Annotated in this window: 20 protein-coding genes; 8 read left to right on the top strand and 12 right to left on the bottom strand. The window is 66.5% G+C overall.

Annotated features, from left to right (window positions below; genetic code table 11):
• Positions 1–3: 3 nt before the first annotated feature.
• The 3 genes from G3N99_RS00940 to G3N99_RS00930 all read right to left on the bottom strand — a co-directional run bounded on the left by G3N99_RS00940 (position 4) and on the right by G3N99_RS00930 (position 2,596).
• Positions 4–1,098 (bottom strand): HlyD family secretion protein, encoded by a 1,095-nt coding sequence (locus G3N99_RS00940; protein WP_206121376.1) that lies wholly within the window; start codon positions 1,096–1,098, stop codon positions 4–6.
• Positions 1,099–1,162: 64 nt separating this feature from the next.
• Complete coding sequence (locus tag G3N99_RS00935; RefSeq protein ID WP_174938810.1) at positions 1,163–1,594, bottom strand: MarR family winged helix-turn-helix transcriptional regulator; 432 nt, start codon at positions 1,592–1,594, stop codon at positions 1,163–1,165.
• A gap of 81 nt (positions 1,595–1,675) precedes the next feature.
• Complete coding sequence (locus G3N99_RS00930; protein ID WP_206121375.1) at positions 1,676–2,596, bottom strand: LysR family transcriptional regulator; 921 nt, start codon at positions 2,594–2,596, stop codon at positions 1,676–1,678.
• A gap of 90 nt (positions 2,597–2,686) precedes the next feature.
• On the opposite strand from G3N99_RS00930, the gene G3N99_RS00925 reads away from it, so the two are divergent.
• The 3 genes from G3N99_RS00925 to G3N99_RS00915 all read left to right on the top strand — a co-directional run bounded on the left by G3N99_RS00925 (position 2,687) and on the right by G3N99_RS00915 (position 4,992).
• Positions 2,687–3,115 (top strand): MarR family winged helix-turn-helix transcriptional regulator, encoded by a 429-nt coding sequence (locus G3N99_RS00925; RefSeq protein ID WP_174931838.1) that lies wholly within the window; start codon positions 2,687–2,689, stop codon positions 3,113–3,115.
• Positions 3,116–3,302: 187 nt separating this feature from the next.
• Positions 3,303–4,550, top strand: coding sequence for an aconitase X (locus G3N99_RS00920; protein ID WP_206121374.1), 1,248 nt, complete (start codon positions 3,303–3,305; stop codon positions 4,548–4,550).
• Positions 4,543–4,992, top strand: coding sequence for a DUF126 domain-containing protein (locus G3N99_RS00915; protein WP_206121373.1), 450 nt, complete (start codon positions 4,543–4,545; stop codon positions 4,990–4,992). The genes G3N99_RS00920 and G3N99_RS00915 overlap by 8 nt, the downstream gene beginning before the upstream one ends.
• A 21-nt stretch (positions 4,993–5,013) precedes the next feature.
• Here the strand turns inward: G3N99_RS00915 and G3N99_RS00910 are convergent, their stop codons facing one another.
• Genes G3N99_RS00910 through G3N99_RS00900 form a run of 3 tightly spaced genes read right to left on the bottom strand, consistent with a single transcriptional unit; the run spans position 5,014 to position 7,338 of the window.
• Complete coding sequence (locus G3N99_RS00910; RefSeq protein ID WP_206121372.1) at positions 5,014–5,616, bottom strand: hypothetical protein; 603 nt, start codon at positions 5,614–5,616, stop codon at positions 5,014–5,016.
• Positions 5,613–6,251 (bottom strand): hypothetical protein, encoded by a 639-nt coding sequence (locus G3N99_RS00905; RefSeq protein ID WP_346778451.1) that lies wholly within the window; start codon positions 6,249–6,251, stop codon positions 5,613–5,615. The genes G3N99_RS00910 and G3N99_RS00905 overlap by 4 nt, the downstream gene beginning before the upstream one ends.
• Positions 6,252–6,255: 4 nt before the next feature.
• Positions 6,256–7,338, bottom strand: a complete 1,083-nt coding sequence (locus G3N99_RS00900; protein WP_206121371.1) for an AraC family transcriptional regulator — start codon at positions 7,336–7,338, stop codon at positions 6,256–6,258.
• Between the two features lie 85 nt (positions 7,339–7,423).
• Here G3N99_RS00900 and G3N99_RS00895 point away from each other — a divergent pair, with 85 nt between their 5' ends.
• Positions 7,424–9,457 carry an NADPH-dependent 2,4-dienoyl-CoA reductase gene (locus G3N99_RS00895; protein ID WP_174938798.1) on the top strand — a complete coding sequence of 678 codons (2,034 nt, stop codon included), beginning with the start codon at positions 7,424–7,426 and terminating at the stop codon, positions 9,455–9,457.
• Between the two features lie 198 nt (positions 9,458–9,655).
• On the opposite strand, the gene G3N99_RS00890 is transcribed toward G3N99_RS00895, so the two are convergent.
• Both G3N99_RS00890 and G3N99_RS00885 read right to left on the bottom strand, forming a co-directional pair.
• Positions 9,656–10,060 carry a DUF2471 family protein gene (locus G3N99_RS00890; protein WP_174938796.1) on the bottom strand — a complete coding sequence of 135 codons (405 nt, stop codon included), beginning with the start codon at positions 10,058–10,060 and terminating at the stop codon, positions 9,656–9,658.
• A 164-nt stretch (positions 10,061–10,224) separates the two neighbouring features.
• Positions 10,225–11,118, bottom strand: a complete 894-nt coding sequence (locus G3N99_RS00885; protein WP_206121370.1) for a LysR family transcriptional regulator — start codon at positions 11,116–11,118, stop codon at positions 10,225–10,227.
• An 86-nt stretch (positions 11,119–11,204) separates the two neighbouring features.
• On the opposite strand from G3N99_RS00885, the gene G3N99_RS00880 reads away from it, so the two are divergent.
• Positions 11,205–11,984 carry an NAD(P)H-dependent oxidoreductase gene (locus G3N99_RS00880; protein ID WP_206121369.1) on the top strand — a complete coding sequence of 260 codons (780 nt, stop codon included), beginning with the start codon at positions 11,205–11,207 and terminating at the stop codon, positions 11,982–11,984.
• 116 nt (positions 11,985–12,100) lie between these two features.
• Here the strand turns inward: G3N99_RS00880 and catC are convergent, their stop codons facing one another.
• Genes catC through G3N99_RS00865 form a run of 3 tightly spaced genes read right to left on the bottom strand, consistent with a single transcriptional unit; the run spans position 12,101 to position 14,502 of the window.
• The gene (gene catC, locus G3N99_RS00875) at positions 12,101–12,391 is read right to left on the bottom strand and encodes a muconolactone Delta-isomerase (RefSeq protein WP_011355923.1); all 291 of its coding nucleotides are present in this window, start codon (positions 12,389–12,391) and stop codon (positions 12,101–12,103) included.
• A gap of 43 nt (positions 12,392–12,434) precedes the next feature.
• Positions 12,435–13,337 (bottom strand): catechol 1,2-dioxygenase, encoded by a 903-nt coding sequence (gene catA / locus G3N99_RS00870; RefSeq protein ID WP_174938790.1) that lies wholly within the window; start codon positions 13,335–13,337, stop codon positions 12,435–12,437.
• A 31-nt stretch (positions 13,338–13,368) separates the two neighbouring features.
• Entirely contained in the window at positions 13,369–14,502 is a 1,134-nt protein-coding gene (locus G3N99_RS00865) for a muconate/chloromuconate family cycloisomerase (RefSeq protein ID WP_206121368.1), read from the bottom strand.
• A 91-nt stretch (positions 14,503–14,593) separates the two neighbouring features.
• Between G3N99_RS00865 and G3N99_RS00860 the strand changes: the two genes are divergently transcribed.
• On the top strand, positions 14,594–15,484 hold the full coding sequence (locus G3N99_RS00860; RefSeq protein ID WP_174938788.1) for a LysR family transcriptional regulator: 891 nt from the start codon (positions 14,594–14,596) through the stop codon (positions 15,482–15,484).
• Positions 15,485–15,635: 151 nt separating this feature from the next.
• On the opposite strand, the gene andR is transcribed toward G3N99_RS00860, so the two are convergent.
• The gene (gene andR, locus G3N99_RS00855) at positions 15,636–16,595 is read right to left on the bottom strand and encodes an anthranilate 1,2-dioxygenase regulatory protein AndR (RefSeq protein ID WP_206121367.1); all 960 of its coding nucleotides are present in this window, start codon (positions 16,593–16,595) and stop codon (positions 15,636–15,638) included.
• Positions 16,596–16,808: 213 nt separating this feature from the next.
• On the opposite strand from andR, the gene andAc reads away from it, so the two are divergent.
• Both andAc and andAd read left to right on the top strand, forming a co-directional pair.
• Entirely contained in the window at positions 16,809–18,080 is a 1,272-nt protein-coding gene (gene andAc / locus G3N99_RS00850) for an anthranilate 1,2-dioxygenase large subunit AndAc (RefSeq protein ID WP_174938784.1), read from the top strand.
• Positions 18,081–18,094: 14 nt separating this feature from the next.
• On the top strand, positions 18,095–18,583 hold the full coding sequence (andAd, locus tag G3N99_RS00845; RefSeq protein ID WP_011355917.1) for an anthranilate 1,2-dioxygenase small subunit AndAd: 489 nt from the start codon (positions 18,095–18,097) through the stop codon (positions 18,581–18,583).
• Positions 18,584–18,598: the final 15 nt, after the last annotated feature.

Here is an 18,598-nt window from a genome sequence, read left to right as displayed (position 1 = left end):
CGTTCAGCTCGCGCGGCCGGTATGCACGGTCACGACCGCGGACAGGCCGGGGCGCAGCACGTGGTCGAGGCCCGGCTGCGGATCGAGATGCACGCGCACCGGTATGCGCTGGACGATCTTCGTGAAGTTGCCGGTCGCGTTCTCGGGCGGCAGCACGCTGAAGGTCGCGCCGGTGGCGGGCGCGAGGCTGTCGACGCGGCCGTGCAGTTTCGTGTTCGACGCATCGAGCGACACGTCGACGCGATCGCCCGCATGCATCTTGCGCAACTGGTCTTCCTTGAAGTTCGCGTCGATCCACAATCCGGAAGCCGGCACGACCGTCAGCAGCGGTACGCCGACGTTCGCGAGCATTCCGACGCGGCCCGTGCGGTTGCCGACGTAGCCGTCGACCGGCGAGCGGATCGTCGTGTATTCGACGTTGAGCGCGGCGACGCGCTGCGCGGCGAGCGCGGTGTTCACGCGCGCCTGCGCATCGGCGAGCTGCGCGCCGAGCACGTCGAGTTGCCGCTTCGACGCGAGCAGCGCGGCGTCGCTGCGTTCGACGGCGGCGCCGGCCTTCGAGTAATCGGCGTCCGCGCGTTCGACGATCTGGTTCGACACGGCGTCGGATTTCACGAGTTCGCGGTAGCGCACGCGATCCGATGCGGCGCGCGTCAGCTCGGCCGACGACGCGCTCTTGTCGGCCGCCTGCTGGCCGATCACCGCATATTGCAGTTGCTGCTTCGCCGCGAGTTCGGTCACGGCGGAGCGGGCGCTGTCGACTTCGGCGCTGGCCTGCGCGAGCTTCGCGTCGTAGTCGCGCGCATCGAGCTGCACGAGCACGTCGCCGGCCTTCACGCGCTGGTTGTCGGTCACGAGGATCTTGTCGACGAAGCCGTTGACCTTCGGCGCGAGCACCGTCACGTCGCCGCCGACATACGCATCGTCGGTGCTCTCCTGGAAGCGCAACACGAACAGCCAGTCGAGCGCGGCGGCGGCGACGACGATCACGACGGCACCCACCGCGATGCGCATCCACGGCACGCGGCGCTGTTGCTTCGCGGGCTGGTCGAGTGTGGCTGCTTCACGGGATGAGGCAGCGGCTTGGGTCGTATCCATCGATTCACCTATGTATATGCACTTATCAAGTCGATCGACGACGGGTCGTCGATCGGGGAAGGGGCTAGCGTTCCGGCAGGTTGTGCGTGATCCGGAACAATTCGTCTCTCAGGCGGGCCGCCTGCGTCGACCCGAACCGCTGCTCGAACGCTTCCTGCGCGGCGAGCCAGTGCACCTGCGCGTCGGCGATCTTCGTTTCGCCGTGCACGGTCAGCGCGAACGTCTGGCGGCGGCACGGCGGCTCGATCCGGCCGGCTACCAGCGCCGCGCCGACGAGCGGCTTGAGCGCGCGCAGCAGCGCGGTGCGTTCGATCACCAGCACGGCCGACAGCGTCGCCATCGTCAGGCCCGGCCGGTCGCGCAGCAGCGCGAGAATGCTGTACTGCGACGACGTCACGCCCGCCCGCGACAGATAACGCTCGTAGAACTGCGAGATCCGGCGGGCGGCTTGCCGGACCGCGAAGCAATCGTCATCGGTGAGCGTGGTCTTGTGCATGTACACATGTTAGGGGGCAATACGGCGCGAAGCGAGCGGCGGGGCGCGATCAGATTGTTGTCGTGGCTGTACCAATCGGCGTCAGGCTGCGGCCGGAACGATCCAGCCTTCGCGGTCGCAATAGGCGGCCGTGTAGTCGATGAATGCATTGACCTTCGCGGGCAGCAGCGCGCGGTTCGCGTACGCCAGCTTGATCTCGACGAACTTGTCGACGAGATCGGCATCCGCGAGCAGTTGCACGAGCGCGCCCGACGCAAGTTCGGCCTGGACGAGCGTTTTCGGCACGACGCCGATCCCGAAGTCGTGCATCACCATTTCGCGGTTGAAGACGGGGCTGTTCGACGAGATGTCGAAGCGGAACGGCACGGTCAGCAGGTCGCCGTCGACGCGGAACGACAGCGCGGGCCGGCGCAGCGACGGCGACATCGGCACGAACGGGTGGTCGGCGAGATCGGCCGGCGTGACCGGGCGCGAATGGGCGCGCAGGTAGGTGGGCGTCGCGACGATCACGAGCGGAATCCGCTCGACCAGCCGCACGACGGTCGATTCGTTCGTCAGCATGTACGGCACGACGATGCCGATGTCGTAGCCTTCGCCGACGAGATCGATGGGCCGCTCGGTCAGCGTCACGTCGAGGCGCACCTTCGGGTGCGCGGCCTTGAAGCCGGCGATCAGCGGCACCAGCCGGTTCAGCGCGGCCGTCGTGTGCGCGACGAGCCGCAGCAGGCCTTCGGGCTCGCGCGTCGGCGCCTGCGCCTCCGCTTCGAGCGAGTCGAGTTCGTCGAGCACGGCCGCGCAGCGTTCGTAGATGCGCTCGGCCGTTTCGGTCAGCGACACCTGGCGCGTGGTCCGGTGCAGCAGCCGGCTGCCGAAGCGCGCCTCCAGATCCGCGACCGCGCGCGACACGACAGGCCGTGCGAGGCCGTGCATGTCGGCGGCGCGCGTGAAGCTGCGCATCTCCACCACCGACCGGAAAATCCGCAGCTTGTCGATGTAGTCCATGTCCGTCTCCTTGACGCGAGGCCGGCCACCGGCCTTGTTACGGCGGAGTGTACATTGACTTTATGCATATGCACATATAAATTGCCAAGCATGAACGACACCTCGATTGCCCAGGCGTGCAACTGTCTCGCGCTGCGTCAGGCGGCGCGCTTCGTCACGCAACTGTACGAGCGCCATCTGGCCCCGGTTGGCGTCACGCCCGCCCAGTTTTCGATCATGGCGAACCTGACGCGCCAGCCCGGCCTGCTGATGAGCGAACTCGCCGATGCGCTCGTGATGGACCGCACGACGCTGCTGCGCGCGCTGAAGCCGCTGCAGCGCGATGGCTTCGTCGCGACGGCTGCGTCCGAGCACGATGCGCGTGCACACGCGCTGAGCCTCACGAAGCTGGGCGAGCGCACGTTCGCGCAAGCGAAGGTCGCGTGGCAGGCCGCGCAGGACGAATTCGAGACGCAGTTCGGCCGCGACCGCGCGAAGGCGCTGCGCGATGAGCTGTTCAGTGTGACCGCGGAACGCTAGACGGCGGGCTGGCGACCAACTGGAGCGAAATTCGAGCCATTGATCGCTGCATGGGCGCTCAAGAGTGTGAATTGGTTTTTAAACTGTCCGGATGGGTCGCTATCTGGACAGTTTTTATTTCCAGTTGTAGAGTCCTCTGACAGATTCCACGGGCCGGCGTCGCCGGCACGCGTCAGAGGAGCAACCGATGCTGCAGTTGAGTGACCGCGACAGCGCCATGCTGCGCGGCGATTTCGGCGATGGCGTCGCACGCGCGATGCGGATCGTCGCACGCACGGCGCAAGTGATGTCCGCGCCGCACCTGATCGACATCACGTCCGCGCATATCGACGGCTGCCTTTATCACGGCCAGACCAGCCTCGACTTCGTCGAGTATTTCGTCGACACCGGCGCGAAGGTTGCGGTGCCGACCACGCTGAACGTCGGGTCGCTCGACCTGATCCATCCCGAGCTGTACCACGGCGACCGCACGATCCAGCGCGATGCGCAGCGCCTGATGGATGCGCATCTGCAGCTCGGCTGCGAATCGAGTTTCACGTGCGCGCCTTACCAGTTGAAGAACCGTCCCGCGAAGGGCGAGCAAATAGCGTGGGCCGAATCGAACGCGATCGTGTTCGCGAACTCGGTGCTCGGCGCGCGGACGAGCCGGTACGGCGATTTCCTCGACCTGGCCGCCGCGATCACCGGGCGGGCGCCGTATGCGGGGCTGCATGTCGAAGCGAACCGCGCCGCGCGGATCGTGTTCAACGCGCCGGACTTCAGCCGCCTGTGGTCGCGCGACATCTATTTCGCCGCGCTCGGGCTGCTGATCGGCAGGATCGCGGGCGCGGTCGTGCCGGCGATCGTCGGGCTGCCGGCGGACACCACCGAGGACGAACTCAAGGCACTCGGCGCGGCCGCCGCGTCGAGCGGCGCGGTCGCGCTGTTCCATGCGGTCGGCGTGACGCCGGAAGCGCCCACGCTAGACGCCGCATTGCACGGGCAAGCGGCGCAACGCACGGTCGATGTCGCGATGGCCGATCTCGACGAGATTCGCCGCACGCTGAATCACGGCGCGGCCGGCGATGCGCTCGTCGCGGTGGCGCTCGGCACGCCGCATTTCTCGCTGGCGGAATTCCGCACGCTCGATGCGCTGCTCGATGCATACGACGGCAAGCCGGCCTGCGATTTCTACGTGAACACGAGCCGGTTCATCCTGTGGGAGCTGGACGAAGCCGGCCTCGCGGAGAAATTCGCCGTACGCGGCATCCAGATCGTCGTCGACACCTGCACGTACATCACGCCGGTGATGAAGCAACTGTCGGGGCTCGTGATGACCAACTCGGGGAAATGGGCGTCGTATGCGCCCGCGAACATCGGCGTGACGGTCGCGTACGGCAGCATGCGCGAATGCGTGCGTTCGGCGTACGAAGGAAAGGTGCGATTCGATGACTGAGGCCACGCGCAACGTATTGACGGGTGACACGCTCGTGCCGGGCAGCGCATGCGCGCGTCCGTTCGTGCTCGACAAGCCGCTCAGCTTCTGGGGCGGCTACGACTCAGGTGCGGGAAAGATCGTCGATCGCGGGCATCCGCAGGCCGGCGCGAGCCTCGCCGGCAAGGTGATGGTGATGCCGCACGCGAAGGGCTCGAGTTCGAGCAGCAGCGTGCTCGCGGAAGCCGTGCGCAACGGCACGGGGCCGGTCGCGATCGTGCTGAAGGAGCGTGACCTGATCATCTCGATCGGCGCGATCGTCGCCGCCGAGCTGTATGCGATCGCGGTGCCGGTGGTGTGCGTGACCGATGACGTGTATGACGCGATCGTCGCCGCGACGGGGGAGGTGCGAATCGAAGCGGGCGAGGGTGACGGCGGCGCGAGGATTAGCGTCGCCCCGTGACGCGTCGTATTCCGGGCCGGCTCAGATGAAGCGTATGTGCGACGTGTCTTCGTTCGAGAGCGACAGTGCGCTCCGGGCCGCATTCATCTCGCGTTTGCCGCCCGGCTGCCTGAGCCGCCGGATTTCGGGCCACACGATTGCGCCGAACACGGTGCGCAGGATCGTGCTCAGCAGGAAGAGGGCGATCGCGGCGCCGCCGAACCAGGTGGCTATCTGCAGCACGCTGTCCGTGCTGCGTTCCATCGCGGACACGAGGCCGATGGTGATGGCCATGGCGACCAGCATGCCGATCGTGACGACAACATCGATGCGGGCGGCCGCGACTTTCGCGGGGCGCACGAGATACACCGAACCGTCGGTCGCGTTGCGGATAGCGTAGAGGGCGCGGCGATCCCGATCCTGCGTGTATGCAACGGTCAACCGGTCGCCCGCGACGATGAACACGCTCTGCGTGCTGTCCGTCCTGAGCGTCAGCGGTGCGTCGACCGTGTCGAGCTGGAGCGCAATCTCCTCGATGCTTTGCGTGGTCATGCCGAGGTTGTTGCTCCAGACCTTCGTACTGATCGTTTTCTGGCTGACCGACGTCACGCAACCGGACGCGATCTGCATGGTGCGATCGCTCATCCGTTGCTCCGTTCCACCGTGAAACCGGCCGGTTCGTATTGCCACTTTTCCTGGGCTTCGCGCCGCTGGGGCCGGAAGACCAGCTCGGACAGGCCGGCGATCGCGAGCAGGGTGGCCAGCAGGCTGATGATGCCCACGACCAAGGTCACCGCGCCGACGAACGCCCAGCCCGATTTGAAGGCCGCGCCGTCGATCAGCAGGCTCAGCATGAAGATGCATGACGCCCACGTGAGCAGCGACAGGTTGCTGCTCTTCTGCCTGATCGCATCGTAAGGGGCGATCGCCAGATCGTTGCTCCTGATCCATGCGACCTGGTGCCGGCCGCGATCGTCGAAGGTGCACGCGCGCACGGCCATCCCGGGCTTCAATTGATCGATCTGCTTGAACGCCTCTGCGTCGATATCGTCGGCGGAGAGGAAGTAGCACGTGCCCCGCATCGTCAGGCGATAAAGCGGCACCTTCTTGGTATCGGACGCGACACGAATGAGGTTCGTGTCGATACGGTCGATCGTCGCTTCGATCAGGGTGGTGTGATTGGGCATGGGGCGGGAGAGTGCGCCGGTGGGCGCCGCTTTGGCGTGGCATTGATCATACCGATGAAATTCCGCGCAGGCACGTCGCGCTGCCCGCAGCACCGCATCACTCGTGCGACGTGCCCGCGGCCGCTTCCCGATACGCACTCGGCGTCTGCCCGGCCCAGCGCCGGAACGCGCGCGTGAAATTCGCCGGGTCGGTGAATTGCAGCCGCTCGGCGATCGTCTTCAGGTCGAGATCCGACGCGGCGAGCAACTGCTTCGCGTCGCGAAACCGCGCTTCATCGAGCAATTGCCGATAGCTCGAACCGGCTTCCTCCAGCCGGCGACGCAGCGTGCGTGTGGATACGAGCAGTGCGTCGGCGAGCGTCTCCGGCCCCGGATAATCGCCGGCTCCGCGCGCCAGCTCCGCGCGCACGCGTTCGACCAGATCACCTTCCTCCTGGCGCACCTGCGCATACTCGCGCTCCACCTGCACGAGCGCTTGCCGGTGCGCGACTTCGTCGGCGAGCGGCAGTGCCCAGTCGAGCACGTCGTGCGCGATCCACAGCCCGTTGGCGGCACAGCCGAATTCGACCGGCGGCAACTGGTCGCGATAGCGCGCGAAATAAGGCGGCTCAGGCCACGCGAATTGCAGCTTGATCGACGGCGACGCGCGCCCGGCCCATTGCGAGATGTTCTGCGCGAGCCCGGTCAGTACGAACTCGAACATCACGTGATGCTGCAGCACGGGGCTGGCCTGCACGCCGTGCAGTTCGAGCGTCGCGCCGCGTTCGTCTTCGTCATAGGTCAGGCGATATTGACGGTTGCGCATCCGGAAGTAGCGCTGCGTGACGGACAGCGCCTCGCGGATGTCCCGCGCGGTCAGCGTCGCATAGCCGAGAAAGCCGTGCACGGTCGGCTTCAGCAGCAGCCCGAACGCGAGCCCGATGCCCGGATCGCCGCCGATCTCGATTGCATTGAGCACGAGCCGCCCCCATTGCGACGGCGCGACGCGCGCGTCCGGTTCGGCCAGCACCGCATCGCGCAGGCCCGTGCCGGCGCGCACGGCGGCCAGATCGACACCGCGCGCGGCCAGCGCCTGCAGCAGCAGGCGCGTATAGGCAACCGGAATCGTTGGCCGGCGCAGCCCGAGGCGATCCTTGGCGAGGGGGGAGGTCATGTCGTTTTGGCCGGAAATGACAAGCATTATGGCTGTTTGCCCCCTCACGTTCAAGGCGGCGCGCGCCTACGATGTCACGCATCGCTTAATGGCACGAATTGGCACGATCATCATGACCACGACCTTTCCCCACCTGCTCGCACCGCTTGATCTCGGCTTCACGACGCTGAAGAACCGCGTACTGATGGGCTCGATGCACACGGGCCTCGAGGACAGCCGCAAGACGCTGCCGCGGCTCGCCGAATATTTCGCCGAACGCGCCCGCGGCGGCGTGGGCCTGATCGTGACGGGCGGCTTCGCGCCGAACGTGGCCGGCTGGACCAAGCCGTTCGGCGGCACGCTGATGACGTCGGCCGCCGCGCGGCGGCATCGCGAGATCACGGACGCCGTGCACGCGGAGGACGGCAAGATCGCACTGCAGATCCTGCATACGGGCCGCTACGGCTATCACCCGTTCGCGGTCGCGCCGTCGAAGATCAAGTCGCCGATCTCGCCGTTTGCACCGCACGAACTGAGCGCGCGCGGCGTCGAACGGCAGATCCGCGCGTTCGTCCGCTGCGCGAAGCTTGCGCGGGAAGCCGGGTATGACGGCGTCGAGATCATGGGCTCCGAAGGCTACCTGATCAACCAGTTCATCTCGATGCATACGAACAAGCGCACCGACCAGTGGGGCGGTTCGTACGAGAACCGCATCCGGCTGCCGATCGAGATCATCGAGCGTACGCGCGAAGCGGTCGGCCGCGATTTCATCCTGATCTACCGGCTGTCGATGCTCGACCTGATTCCGGACGGCAGCGACTGGAGCGAAACCGTTCAGCTCGCGAAGGCCGTCGAGCGCGCGGGCGCGACCATCATCAACACGGGGATCGGCTGGCACGAGGCGCGTGTGCCGACGATCGCAACGTCGGTGCCGCGCGGCGCGTTCGCGTGGGTGACGAAGAAGATGAAGGGCGAGGTCGGCATTCCGCTCGTGACGACCAACCGGATCAACCGTCCCGAAGTGGCCGAGCAGATCCTCGCGGACGGCTGCGCGGACATGGTGTCGATGGCCCGCCCGCTGCTTGCCGATGCCGAGTTCGTGGTCAAGGCCGCGCAGGGCCGCGCCGATGAGATCAACACCTGCATCGGCTGCAACCAGGCGTGTCTCGATCACGCGTTCAAGAACAAGATCGCGTCGTGCCTGCTGAATCCGCGCGCGTGCCACGAGACGGAGCTGAAATACACGCCCGCCGTGCAGCCGAAGCGCATCGCGGTGGTCGGCGCAGGGCCGGCCGGGCTCGCGTGCTCGACCGTGCTCGCGCAGCGCGGCCATCAGGTCGACCTGTTCGACGGTGCGGCCGAGATCGGCGGCCAGTTCAACATGGCGAAGCGCGTGCCCGGCAAGGAAGAGTTTCACGAAGCGCTGAGCTACTTCGGCCGTCAGGTCGAGCTGACCGGCGTGAACCTGCACCTGAACCGCCGCGTCGACGCGAGCGACCTGATCGCGGGCGGCTACGACGAGATCGTGCTCGCGACCGGCGTCGCGCCGCGCGATCCGAAGATCCCGGGGCAGGACGGGCCGAACGTGCTCAGCTACATCGACGTGCTCGCGGGCAGGCAGCCGGTCGGCCGGCGTGTCGCGGTGGTCGGTGCGGGCGGGATCGGCTTCGATGTCGCCGAGTATCTGGTGCAGGAGGGCGAATCGCCGGCGCTCGATCTGGACGAGTGGAAGGCCGAGTGGGGTGTGACCGACCCGGCCGCGACGCGTGGCGGCGTGACGCGTGCGCAGGTGGCGGCGCCCGCGCGCGAAGTGACGCTGCTGCAGCGCAAGGCCGCGCCGCTCGGCAAGGGGCTCGGCAAGACGACCGGCTGGATTCACCGTGCGACGCTGAAGATGAAGCAGGTGAAGATGATCGGCGGCGTGAACTACGAACTGATCGACGCACGCGGCCTGCACGTGTCTTACGGCGAGCAGCGCACCGACCACGAACTGATCGAAGCCGACACGATCGTGCTCTGCACGGGGCAGGAGCCGCAGCGTGCGCTGCTCGCGCCGCTGCAGGCGGCAGGGCGTTCGGTGCACCTGATCGGCGGCGCGGAACTGGCTGCCGAACTGGATGCGAAGCGCGCGATCGATCAGGGTTCACGGCTCGCGGCACGGCTGTAACGGGCGTTCGCTGCAACCGCCACCCGGACGTACACCGCGTGGCGGTGATTCGCCGGTGCGGCGGTTCGTGGTTCACCGCTCGATACGCCGACTCGCTGGCGCAGGACTGAAATGAGCAGCAGCGCCGGCCGCGTCGCCACGCAACGTGGCGGCGCTATCCTGACAGGCTGCGACCGCGAACGACGGCCTCCATGCGGCTCAGGCCGCTTCGGCCCGTTCTTCCTCTTCCGCGTCCAGCATCGCCTTGACGATCAGGTAAATGGCCGGCAGGTCGTCATCGTCGCGGCGCCAGTCGACCGGCTCCTCGACGTCTGCCGCGACCAGGCGGCTGTCGCGCAGCCGGATGAACGCGTCGATGACGGCCGGATCGTTGCGGTTCCGGAAGCCGGCATTCGAGAAGGCCAGCTCTTCGACGTTCAGCAGCGCCTGCCAGCTCATCGTGCGGACGGCCGCCGGATGGGTGCGGCGCCGCAGGCCGAGCGCCCGCTGCGCGGGGCCGCCCGCGACACGTTGCAGATCGACGACCGCCCGCTGCGCGGCGCGCTCGAAGTGGACGGGGTTGAAGCCGGGTTGCTCGGGATCGAATGCGGATGCCTGGAACATGGTCGCCTCACAAAAGTCCGTTCGTCTGTGGATGACGGAATTCGGGTCAAATGGTGCAAAAGCACTGTAAATATATACAGTGTTTGGCGCGGTTTCAAGCCCCGGATGAAGGATTTCGTGCGACGGCGTTCGACGCGGGCGGCTGCGCCGGGCGGGCGACCGATCTAAACCGCTGCCGCGATCGTCTCCCGCAGCCACCGATGCGCCGGATCGCGATGCACGCGTTCGTGCCACAGCATCGACATTTCATAGCCGGGCACCTCGACCGGTGCTTCCACCACCCGCAGCGCGGGCACGTCGCGCACCAGCCGCTCGGGCAGCATCGCGACAAGATCGGTGCTGGCCACGGCCGACATCACGAACAGGAAGTGCGGCACCGACAGCACGACGCGCCGCGTCGCGCCCACCTTTGCTAGCGCTTCGTCCGTCACGCCGAAGAAGCCGCCGCCGTCGGGCGACACGACCACGTGCTCGAGCGTGCCGAACTGCGCGAGCGTCGGGCGCCGCTTCAGCTTCGGGTGCCCGGCGCGGCCGATGAGCACGTAACGCTCGGCGAACAACGGCAAGCGCCGCATGCCGGGCGGCGACCCTTCGGTCGTATGGAAGGCGAGATCGATGCCGTTTCGTTCGGCATCCTGCTCGATGCGCGGTGGTACCAGCTCGACCACGGCGAGGCGCGTGGCGGGCGCGGCCGAACGCAGCGTGTTCAGCGCGGGCAGCACGATCGTCGATTCGCCGTAGTCGGTCGCGGCCACGCGCCACGTGTTCGTCGCGGTCGCGGGATCGAACGGCGTGGCCGGAATCACTGCGCGCTCGACTGCTTCGAGCGCATCGCGCAACGGCTCGCGCAGCGCTTCCGCGCGCGCGGTCGGCCGCATTCCGCGCGGCCCCGGCAGCAGCAGCGGATCGCCGAACACGTCGCGCAGCTTCTGCAACTGCACGCTCACCGACGGCTGCGACATGTTCAGCTTCTCGGCCGCGCGCGTGACGTTGTGCTCGGCGAGCAGCACGTCTAGCGTGACGAGCAGATTGAGATCGAGTCGTCTGAGATTATTCATGGCTATACCTGGAATATCAGGAATTCATTTCAAATATACCGTTGGTCGCGGCATCCTGCAGTCATTCAATCCACGGAGTACCGAACATGGATGTGCTGATCGTTTATGCCCATCCCGAACCGCGCTCGCTGAATGGCGCGTTGCGCGACTTTGCCGTCGAGCATCTCGAAGCGGCCGGCCACACGGTGCAGGTGACCGACCTGTATGCGATGAACTGGAAGGCGGCGTTCGACGCGGACGACATGACCCGGCGCGAGCCGGACGCGCGTTTCGATCCGTCGAACGACTCGAAGCACGCGTTTGCGGCCGGCACGCAGCGCGAAGACATCGTGCGCGAGCAGGACAAGCTGAGGTGGGCCGATGCGGTGATCCTGCAGTTCCCGCTGTGGTGGTTCTCGATGCCGGCGATCATGAAGGGCTGGTTCGAGCGCGTGTATGCCTACGGTTTTGCGTACGGTGTCGGCGAGCATTCCGATACGCACTGGGGCGATCGCTACGGTGAGGGCTCGTTCGCCGGCAAGCGCGCGATGGTGATCGTCACGGCGGGCGGGTGGGAATCGCATTACAGCCCGCGCGGGATCAACGGACCGATCGACGACGTGCTGTTCCCGATCCAGCACGGGATGCTGTATTACCCGGGTTTCGACGTGCTGCCGCCGTTCGTGATTTACCGTACCGGGAAGATGAACGACGCGCGCTTCGACGAAACGCGAGCGGCGCTCGGCAAGCGTCTGGACGAACTGTGGACCACACAGCCGATCCCGTTCCGGCGGCAGAACGCGGGCGATTACGAGATTCCGGCGTTGACGCTGAAGGACGAGATTGCGCCGGGGAAGGTGGGGTACGGGGCGCATCTGGCGGGGTGACGCTTGCCGCGTATCCCGATGCGGCCCGGCCGCGCAGTGGCCGAATGCAAAACGACACGGGCATGCCCGTGTCGTCCATTGCGCGGCCGTCGTCAACGGCCGCGATTCGCGTTCACTTACCGATCGTCTTCCCGCACCGAAGAGGGATGCCGGCACAGCGCCCGCACTTCCATCTCCATATACGGGAACAGCGGCAGCTGGCTCAGCAGGTCATGCAGCTGCTGCACGCTTTCGACGTCGAAGATGCTGACGTTCGCATACTGCCCGGCGATCCGCCACAGATGCCGCCAGGTTCCTTCGTTCATCAACCGCTGGCACATCGCCTTTTCTTCGGCCTTCAGCGTGGCCGCCTTGACCGGATCCATGTCGGTCGGCAGACGGACGGTCATTTCCACATGAAACAGCATCCTGCACTCCTTGCGTTATCGGTTCGTCGAATCGGAAGGCCGCTCACGCCTGCGCGCGGGCCCGCTCGACTTCGCTGCCCGGCACGTCCTGCTTTTCCTTGAGCAGCGAGAAGTCGAAGTCGATCAGCGCGAACTGCCCGTCGACGCCATACGGTTTGCCTTCCGCGCCTTCCGCCTGCTTCACTGCCGGGATCAGCCCTTCGCGCGTCGCGAAGGCGAAGTCGTCCCACAGATGCGGATCGCCATCGATGTTGATCTGCGTCGTCAGCTTACGATAACCGTCTGCCGAAACGAAGAAGTGAATGTGCGCCGGACGATGGCCGTGGCGGCCGAGCTGGTCGAGCAGTTGTTCGGTCTTGCCGCCCGGCGGCACGCTGTAGCCGACCGGCAGCACGCTGCGGAAGCTGTAGCGGCCTTCGGCGTCGGTGCGGATCGAGCGACGCAGGTTGAACGCCGGCTGCGACTGATCGAAGTACGAGTAGTTGCCGAGATGGTTCGCGTGCCACACCTCGACCAGCGCGTTCGCGACCGGCGCGCCGTCGTGGCCGAGCACCTGGCCGCGCATGATGAGCGTCTGGCCCGGATCGGTGCCGTCGTCGAGACGCGCATGGCCTACCGATTCCGGTGCACCGGCAACATACAGCGGACCTTCGATCGTGCGCGGCGTGCCGCCCTGGATACCGGCCTTCGCTTCGGCTTCGTCCATCCGCACGTCGAGGAAGTGCTCGAGGCCGAGACCGGCGGCGATCAGGCCGAGTTCCTTGCCGGCTTCGTTCAGGTAGTTCAGCGCCGTCCAGAATTCGCTCGGCTGCACGTCGAAGTCCTCGATCGTGTAGCAGATGTCCTTCACGATCCGGTTGACGATCGCGCGCACGCGCGGGTTGCCCGGCTGCTCGGCGGCGTCGTCGAAGGTCTTCAGCAGTGCGTCGATGGCTTGCTTGTTCATCTGTGTCTCCGGTTTCGGTTGTCGTGTGGGGTCAGCGGGCGTCGCGTCGCATCCGTTCGATGCGGGCCCAGTCGAAGGTGATGCCGAGGCCGGGCGTCGCCGGCAGGTGCAGCTTGAAATCCTCGTAGCGCAGCGGCTCGACGAGGATTTCCTCGGTGAGCAGCAGGGGGCCGAACAGCTCGGTGCCCCATTTCAGCGAATCGAACGTGCTGAACAGTTGCGCGGACGCCATCGTGCCGGCCGCGCCCTCGAGCATCGTGCCGCCGTACAGTTCGATGCCGGCCGCCGCCGCGATCGACGCGACGCTCGCCGCACCCTGCAGGCCGCCCGATTGCGCGATCTTCACCGCGAACACGTCGGCCGCGCGATCCTGCGCGAGTGCGAACGCGTCGACGGGGCCGTGCAGCGCTTCGTCGGCCATGATCGGCACCTGCGCCAGTTGCGTGAGGCGTTTCAGCCCCGCGCGGTTGGTCGCGGCGATCGGCTGCTCGACGAGGCTCACGCCGGCTTCCGCAAGCCGTGCGCCGGCCCAGATCGCATCGGTTTCGCTCCATGCCTGGTTCACGTCGACGCGCACGTCGCCGCGCTCGCCGAGCGCGCGCTTGATCGCGATCACGTGCGCGACGTCGTCGGCCACCGCGTTCGAGCCGATCTTCAGCTTGAACGCGCGGTGGCGGCGCGCGTCGAGCATCGCTTCGGCTTCCGCGATGTCGCGCTGCGTGTCGCCGCTCGCGAGCGTCCATGCAACGTCCACCGCATCGGTCCGGCGGCCGCCGAACAGCTCGGACAGCGGTACGCCGAGGCGGCGCGCCTGCGCGTCGAACAGCGCGGTCTCGATCGCGCACTTCGCGAAGCGGTTGCCCTGGAACAGCTTGCGGGCCCGCGCCAGCGCAGCGCCCGGACGCGTCGCGTCCATGCCCTGCAGCAGCGGCGCGAAGTAGGTGTCGATGTTGACCTTGATGCTTTCGGGGCTCTCCTCGCCGTACGCGAGGCCGCCGATGGTCGTCGCCTCGCCGACGCCTTCGATACCGTCCGTGCATCGAACACGGACCAGCACGAGGGTCTGGCAATTCATCGTGGCGACCGACAATTTGTGGGGCCGGATCGTCGGCACGTCGACGAGCAGCGTGTCGATGCGTTCGATGGTGGCGGCAGTTGCTATCATGCGATTCCTCCTGTTGGTGCACATGGTAGGAATTCCCGCCCCGCGTCGTCCAACACTCTTTCCGACTACTTCCATACCTTTGAGGCATGAAATGGAATTGCGTCAGCTCCGCTACTTCATCGCCGTCGCCGAGGAAATGAACATCACGCGGGCGGCCGAGCGGCTGCACATGACGCAGCCGCCGCTCAGCCGCCAGCTCCAGGCGATCGAGGACGAGATCGGGTTGCCGCTGTTCGAGCGCGGTGCGCGGCCGCTGAAACTGACGGATGCGGGGCGCGTGTTCTATGCGCAGGCAAAGCGCCTCGTCGACCAGGCCGACGAGCTGGGCCCGCTGACGCGGCGGCTCGCGCAGCTGTCGGAGCGGATCGTGATCGGCTTCGTGCCGTCGACGCTGTACGGCGCGCTGCCGGACGTGATCCGCGCGTTTCGCGAGGCGCAGCCGGACGTCGAGTTGTCGCTGATCGAAATGTTCACGCTCGAACAGCTCGGCGCGTTGAAGGGCGGGCGGATCGACGTGGGTTTCGGCCGGTTGCGCTTCGACGACGACCAGTTGGTGCGCGAGGCGCTGATCGAGGAAAAGCTGATCGCGGCGCTGCCGATCGGGCATCCGCTGGCCGATCCGGCCCGGCCGCTGACGCTCGCGGATATCGCGAACGAGACGCTGATCGTCTATCCGAGCACGCCGCGGCCGAGCTTCGCCGATCAGCAGCTGTCCGCGCTGCGCGATGGCGCGCTGGTGCCGGCGGCCGTTCACGAGGTGCGCGAGCTGCAGACGGCGCTCGGGCTGGTGGCTGCGCAGGTCGGCGTGTCGCTGGTGCCGGAGAGTGTGGAGGGCGTGCGCGTGAAGGGGGTGGTCTACCGGCGGTTGCCGGAGCCGGCCGCGACGTCGCCGATCATCATGAGCCGCCGGCTGCACGGCGAAAGCGCCGCCACGGCTGCGTTTTGTGCGATTGCGCGGGAAATGATCGTGCCGGCGGGGTGACTCGTCATTGCTTCCGTGAATCGCAACTAACGGTCTGTTTCGGCAGGCACCCGCAGATGCGGCGAGGTCATCGCGGTTTCATGTCGTTCCGGGCAGGGTCGAGAGCCGGTCGTGCAAGCCGCCGGCCGCGTAAGCGTACGCATACGCGGCGTCAGCGCTTCCCGTCGAGCGTTTCCGACGGCGATTCGCCGAACTTCTCCCGATACGCGATCGCGAATCGCCCGAGGTGCGTGAACCCGCAATCGAGCGCGACATCGGCGATCCGCCGGTCGGACGTCGAGCCGCGCAGCAGCTCGCGCGCATGGTCGAGTCGCGTCGCGCGCAGGTATTGCATCGGGCTCATTCCGCGGAACTGCAGGAACGCGTCGCGCAGGGTCCGTTCCGGCACGTTGGCGGCCTGGACGATATCGGCGAGCTGCAGTGGCTGCGCATAGTGCGCGTTCACGAACTCCTGCGCGCGCCGCACGAAGCCCGGCGCCGGGTCGCGGTGCGACGCCTGCAGCACGGACGGCGGGTGGCCTTCGATCAGCAGGTCGATCAGCAGGTGCTCGAGCTGGGACGCGACGCGCGGGTTCGCGTTCGCGCGTTCGAGCAGTTCGGGCGACCGTGCGACGAGCATCAGCTGCTGGCGCCACGCGGCAAGCGCGGCATCGCTGACATGCAGCACGGGATCGAGTGTCGCGCGCGGGTCGCCGGTGAGCGAGCCGACGGTCGCCGCGTCGATGCGCAGCACGAACTGCTCGCAATCGGCCGACAGTACCGCGTCGAAGCGTTCGCCGGGCGCGCACAGCACGCCGGTCTTGCCGTCGACGCCGAGCTGCCGCCCCATCGCACGCACCTCGGCCTGGCCGGACAAACAGAACATCAGCAAGTAGTAGCCGTCGACCGCGTCGACCTGCACGCGCATCGCGTCGCCGAACGCGATCGTGCCGATCCCGATCCCGCCGAGCCGGACGAAATCCATGTGCGACGCCCCATGCGTGCGGCCGTTCGGCAGCAGCGCATGCGGCTGCATCACGCGCGAGATCCGCTCGCGCGTCTCGTCGAGATCACGGGATTCGAACAGCCGGTGCGCGCGCAGCGCGAGCGGCTCGAACGACGTTGGGGACATGGGCATCAGCCTTGGTGTGGACGGCGAGCGCTTCGATCCGATCAATGGGTCGCGATCGTGCGCCGGGTCGTATGTGCCGTCATGCTAGCGCAGAAATCCGCCGAAAGTGGATATTGCACCGCCGCAATCGCACTTTCCGGATAGACGGCGAATATTAGCTTTTCAAAAATCGGCTCCATGCATTCAACGAAACGGATCGACCAGGAGTCCGACATGGAGCAGACAGAATCGCCCGTCGTTTTCGCCACGCGCGACGACGCATCCGACGTGAACTTTCCGCACGAAGACGGCTCTCGCGTGCCGTACAAGGTGTTCAGCTCGCGCGCGGTCTACGATCGCGAGCAGGAACGCATCTTCCGCGGCCCGACGTGGAACTTCGTCGCGCTGGAAGCGGAAATCCCGAACGCAGGCGACTTCAAGAGCACGTTCGTCGGCGATACGCCGGTGGTCGTCACGCGCACCGAGGACGGCACGCTGTCCGCATGGGTGAACCGCTGCGCGCACCGCGGCGCACAGGTGTGCCGCAAGTCGCGCGGCAACGCGAGCTCGCACACGTGCGTCTATCACCAGTGGAGCTTCGACAACGCGGGCAACCTGCTCGGCGTGCCGTTCCGGCGCGGCCAGAAGGGGATGTCCGGGATGCCGGCCGACTTCGACCCGAAGCAGCACGGGCTGCGCAAGCTGCGCGTCGACAGCTATCGCGGGCTCGTGTTCGCGACCTTCAGCGATGACGTGATGCCGCTGCCCGACTATCTCGGCGAGCAGATGCGGCCGTGGATCGACCGGATCTTCCACAAGCCGATCGAGTATCTCGGCTGTACGCGCCAGTATTCGAAGTCGAACTGGAAGCTGTACATGGAGAACGTGAAGGACCCGTATCACGCGAGCATGCTGCACCTGTTCCATACGACCTTCAACATCTTCCGCGTCGGGATGAAGGCGCGCTCGATTCCGGATGCGAACCACGGGCTGCACAGCATCATCACGGTGACGAAGACGGGCGACGACACGTCGGCCGCGTACAAGCAGCAGAACATCCGCTCGTTCGACGAAGGTTTCCATCTGGAAGACGAATCGATTCTCGACCTCGTGTCGGAATACGACGAGGACTGCACGAACCATATCCAGCCGATCTTCCCGCAGCTCGTGATCCAGCAGATCCACAACACGCTGGTCGCACGGCAGATCCTGCCGAAGGGCCCCGACAACTTCGAACTGATCTTCCACTTCTTCGGCTACGCGGACGATACGCCCGAGCTGCGCGCGCTGCGCATCAAGCAGGCGAACCTCGTCGGGCCGGCCGGCTATATCTCGATGGAGGACACGGAGGCGACCGAGCTCGTGCAGCGCGGCACGGTGCGCGACGGCGACGCGACGTCGGTGATCGAGATGTCGCGCGGCAATCCGGACCAGCAGGACACGGTGATCACCGAAAGCCTGATCCGCAAGTTCTGGGTCGGCTACCAGAAGCTGATGGGCTATTGAAGCGGGAGCGCGGAATGATGGAAAACCTGACGGAAGACATGAAGACGTGGTTCGAGATTTACATGCTCCAGAACCGCTATATCGGGCACCTCGACAACAACCGGCTCGAAGCATGGCCGACGATGTTCACCGAGGACTGCACGTACGAAATCGTGCCGAAGGAAAACGCCGACCTCGGGCTGCCGGTCGGGATCGTCCACTGCACGAACCAGCGGATGCTGCGCGACCGCGTGGTGTCGCTGCGGCACGCGAACATCTACGAAGAGCACACGTACCGGCACATGACGTCGGGCCTGACGATCGTCGCCGAACGCGACGGCGAGATCGACACCGAGAGCAACTACGTCGTCGTGCAGACGCGCAGCAACGGCGAGTCGAACGTGTACCAGGCCGGCAAGTACTACGACACGGTCGTGCGCACGCCGGACGGGCTGCGCTACAAGACCAAGCGGGTGATCTACGACACGTCGCGCGTGCAGACGCTGCTCGCTACCCCGATCTGATACGGAAGCAAGGAA

Source organism: Burkholderia sp. Ac-20392 (genome assembly GCF_017104585.1).
In the GTDB taxonomy this organism is placed as follows: domain Bacteria; phylum Pseudomonadota; class Gammaproteobacteria; order Burkholderiales; family Burkholderiaceae; genus Burkholderia; species Burkholderia lata.
This window is presented reverse-complemented; position numbering and strand designations above follow the sequence as displayed.

Coding starts and splice junctions, on each gene's coding strand:
- andAd (WP_011355917.1), top strand. CDS start 18,095: ATGATGGAAAACCTGACGGAAGACATGAAGACGTGGTTCGAGATTTAC.
- G3N99_RS00900 (WP_206121371.1), bottom strand. CDS start 7,338: ATGCTTGTCATTTCCGGCCAAAACGACATGACCTCCCCCCTCGCCAAG.
- catC (WP_011355923.1), bottom strand. CDS start 12,391: ATGCTGTTTCATGTGGAAATGACCGTCCGTCTGCCGACCGACATGGAT.
- catA (WP_174938790.1), bottom strand. CDS start 13,337: ATGAACAAGCAAGCCATCGACGCACTGCTGAAGACCTTCGACGACGCC.
- andAc (WP_174938784.1), top strand. CDS start 16,809: ATGGAGCAGACAGAATCGCCCGTCGTTTTCGCCACGCGCGACGACGCA.
- G3N99_RS00930 (WP_206121375.1), bottom strand. CDS start 2,596: ATGGACTACATCGACAAGCTGCGGATTTTCCGGTCGGTGGTGGAGATG.
- G3N99_RS00935 (WP_174938810.1), bottom strand. CDS start 1,594: ATGCACAAGACCACGCTCACCGATGACGATTGCTTCGCGGTCCGGCAA.
- G3N99_RS00925 (WP_174931838.1), top strand. CDS start 2,687: ATGAACGACACCTCGATTGCCCAGGCGTGCAACTGTCTCGCGCTGCGT.
- G3N99_RS00865 (WP_206121368.1), bottom strand. CDS start 14,502: ATGATAGCAACTGCCGCCACCATCGAACGCATCGACACGCTGCTCGTC.
- G3N99_RS00920 (WP_206121374.1), top strand. CDS start 3,303: ATGCTGCAGTTGAGTGACCGCGACAGCGCCATGCTGCGCGGCGATTTC.
- G3N99_RS00895 (WP_174938798.1), top strand. CDS start 7,424: ATGACCACGACCTTTCCCCACCTGCTCGCACCGCTTGATCTCGGCTTC.
- G3N99_RS00880 (WP_206121369.1), top strand. CDS start 11,205: ATGGATGTGCTGATCGTTTATGCCCATCCCGAACCGCGCTCGCTGAAT.
- G3N99_RS00885 (WP_206121370.1), bottom strand. CDS start 11,118: ATGAATAATCTCAGACGACTCGATCTCAATCTGCTCGTCACGCTAGAC.
- G3N99_RS00940 (WP_206121376.1), bottom strand. CDS start 1,098: ATGGATACGACCCAAGCCGCTGCCTCATCCCGTGAAGCAGCCACACTC.
- G3N99_RS00860 (WP_174938788.1), top strand. CDS start 14,594: ATGGAATTGCGTCAGCTCCGCTACTTCATCGCCGTCGCCGAGGAAATG.
- G3N99_RS00910 (WP_206121372.1), bottom strand. CDS start 5,616: ATGAGCGATCGCACCATGCAGATCGCGTCCGGTTGCGTGACGTCGGTC.
- G3N99_RS00890 (WP_174938796.1), bottom strand. CDS start 10,060: ATGTTCCAGGCATCCGCATTCGATCCCGAGCAACCCGGCTTCAACCCC.
- G3N99_RS00915 (WP_206121373.1), top strand. CDS start 4,543: ATGACTGAGGCCACGCGCAACGTATTGACGGGTGACACGCTCGTGCCG.
- andR (WP_206121367.1), bottom strand. CDS start 16,595: ATGTCCCCAACGTCGTTCGAGCCGCTCGCGCTGCGCGCGCACCGGCTG.